Source organism: Sulfurivirga sp., from assembly GCF_015490265.1.
In the GTDB taxonomy this organism is placed as follows: domain Bacteria; phylum Pseudomonadota; class Gammaproteobacteria; order Thiomicrospirales; family Thiomicrospiraceae; genus Sulfurivirga.
Genome location: NZ_WFYD01000005.1, coordinates 1 through 2537 on the forward strand (window position 1 = coordinate 1; position 2537 = coordinate 2537).

The 2537-nt window shown below is 61.3% G+C and carries 2 protein-coding genes and 1 pseudogene; 2 read left to right on the forward strand and 1 reads right to left on the reverse strand.

Annotated features, from left to right (window positions below):
* Positions 1-19: 19 nt before the first annotated feature.
* Together F8K16_RS00150 and F8K16_RS00155 are read left to right on the forward strand one after the other, a co-directional pair.
* Positions 20-133, forward strand: a pseudogene (locus tag F8K16_RS00150) (transglycosylase SLT domain-containing protein); the annotation flags it as partial.
* 54 nt (positions 134-187) lie between these two features.
* Positions 188-1012 (forward strand): LysM peptidoglycan-binding domain-containing protein, encoded by an 825-nt coding sequence (locus tag F8K16_RS00155; RefSeq protein ID WP_294945282.1) that lies wholly within the window; start codon positions 188-190, stop codon positions 1010-1012.
* 271 nt (positions 1013-1283) lie between these two features.
* Here the strand turns inward: F8K16_RS00155 and cysS are convergent.
* On the reverse strand, positions 1284-2537 hold a 1254-nt coding region (cysS, locus tag F8K16_RS00160), incomplete at its 5' end, for a cysteine--tRNA ligase (RefSeq protein ID WP_294945279.1).

Sequence of the window (2537 nt, forward strand, 5' to 3'; positions counted from 1 at the left end):
ATAGGCGGCCAGCACCCGGGCGGCACTGGACTACCTGCAGCAGCTCCACCGGCAGACGGGAGACTGGTTGCTGGCGCTGGCCGCCTATAATGCCGGTCTGGGCAACGTATGGCAGGCGCAGAAACAGTTCAGGCGTCACAACGGACGTGAGGCAGGGAGCTTCTGGCAGATCCAGCCCTATCTGCCCATGGAGACACGCAATTATGTGCCACAGCTGCTGGCAGTGCTGAGCGCCATCCGATCCCTGCCGACGGACAAGCTGCCCGGCATCGCGCTCAAGCCAGCCGTGCGACAACTCATCTTCTCCAGCCAGATTGATCTGCTTCAGGCGCAGCAGAAAGCCGATGTGAAGTCTGAAGCGTTCACCCGGCTGAACGCCGCCTACCGCCGCCCCTACACGCCGCCTGACGGTCCCCACCGCCTGCTGCTGCCGACGGATGCGGCCGGCAGGCTGGAGGTGGCGCTGAAAAAGACCCCCAACCTGCTGGCCGTGCGTCTGAAGCGCTACCGCATCCGGCCCGGAGACTCGCTCATCCGGCTGGCACGCAGGTTCAATACCCGTCCCGATGAGCTGCGTCGCCTCAACAGGCTACGGAGCAATACGCTCATCGCCGGCCGCACCCTGCTGGTCCCCGCCTCCAGCTTGAGCGAACAATCCGCTCAGCACACGAAACTGGCCCGTCACAGGGCGCCTGCTCTGCGCCACAGAATACGCAGGGGAGAAAGTCTGTGGACCATTGCACGGCGTTACGGTGTCAGCGTCCGCCAGCTTGCCCGGTATAACGGTCTTTCCGTGCACCGGTCACTGCGTCCGGGGCAGATACTCGACATTCCTCTCAGACATGCGGGACGGCGCCCCATCACCCACACGGTCAAGCCGGGCGAAAACCTGTGGCTGCTGGCACGGCGCTATGGCGCTACCGTCGATGCGCTGCGCCGCTGGAATGGTCTTTCCGCCCATCCGGTGCTGCGACCGGGCCAGAAGTTGATCATTCTGGCCGCACGCCACTGACCCCGCCAACACCGTCTCTCGCCCCGCAAACGAAAAAAGCCCGCAAGCAGTGCTTGCGGGCCAACAGGATCAAATCAGAGGAGGATACTCATGAAGAAACGTGAGTACGCCTCGTATATTACTGACCGATGAAATACGTGTCAACTCTTTTTTATGACAAGCAAAAAATATGCTTATACCTTTTAAATATCAAAACCTTATAAACAATGCCCGATAAGGCGCGATTGGCATAAACCATAATTATGAGGTTATTCATAGACATGGACAAACATCATATCCGCCGCCAGCGTGTGCCCTCCGGCCCATCCAGCAGCTCGATGCCCGCCTCCTTCAACTGATCTCGAATGGCATCGGCACGTGCAAAGTCCCGTACGGTACGCGCCGCGTTACGCTCGGCGATCAGCCGTTCGATCTCCTCATCGCTCAACTCGCCACCCGGCTGACTGCGGAAGAAGTCTTCCGCCGACTGCTGCAGAATGCCCAGCCGCCGACCCAGCTTCACCAGCAGGCCGCTCAGCGCCGCATCCTGTGTACGGTTGACCTCACGGGCCAGTTCGAACAGCACCGCGAACGCCTGCGGGGTGTTCAGGTCGTCATTCATGGCAGCATTGAAACGCGCCTCAAAATCGGTGCCCCCAGCCGGCTCACCCGGCGGCACCGCCTCCAGCACGCCGTAGAGGCGCTGAAGCTCCGCCTTGGCCTTGTTCAGGTTTTCCTCCGAGTAGTTCACCGGCGAGCGGTAGTGGGCCGAAAGCAGGAAGGTGCGCAGCACCTCCGGATGGTAGGCCCCGAGCACCTCGCGGATGGTGAAGAAGTTGCCCAGCGACTTGGACATCTTCTCGTCGTTGATGCGCACGAAGCCCACATGCATCCAGTAGTTGACGAACTTCTCGCCGGTGGCGCACTCACTCTGGGCGATCTCGTTCTCATGGTGTGGAAACTGCAGGTCCATGCCGCCACCGTGGATGTCGAAATGCGGTCCCAGGCAACGGGTGGACATGGCGGAGCACTCGATATGCCAGCCGGGACGGCCACATCCGAAGGGAGCGTCCCATTTGGCCTCATCCGGCTCCTCCGCCTTGGCCGCCTTCCACAGCACGAAATCGAGCGGATCACGCTTGGCCTCGCTCACCTCCACCCGTGCGCCCGCCTCCAGCTCCTCCAGCTTCTTGTGGGACAGACGGCCATATCCCGGAAAGTCCCGCACACTGAAATAGACGTCACCATTGTGCGCTCGATAGGCGCATCCCCTGCCAATGAGGGTCTCAATCATGGCGAGTATGTCACCCATGTGCTCGGTGGCACGCGGCTCCATGTCGGGCGGCAGCACATTGAGCGCCCGTTCGTCCTCATGCATGGCATCGATGAAACGGGCCGTCAGCGCATTGATGGGCTCGCCGTTTTCCAGCGCGCGGCGAATGATCTTGTCGTCAATGTCGGTGATGTTGCGCACGTAGGTGACCTCATACCCCTGCGCGCGCAGGTGGCGCACGAAGGTGTCGAACACCACCATCACACGGGCATG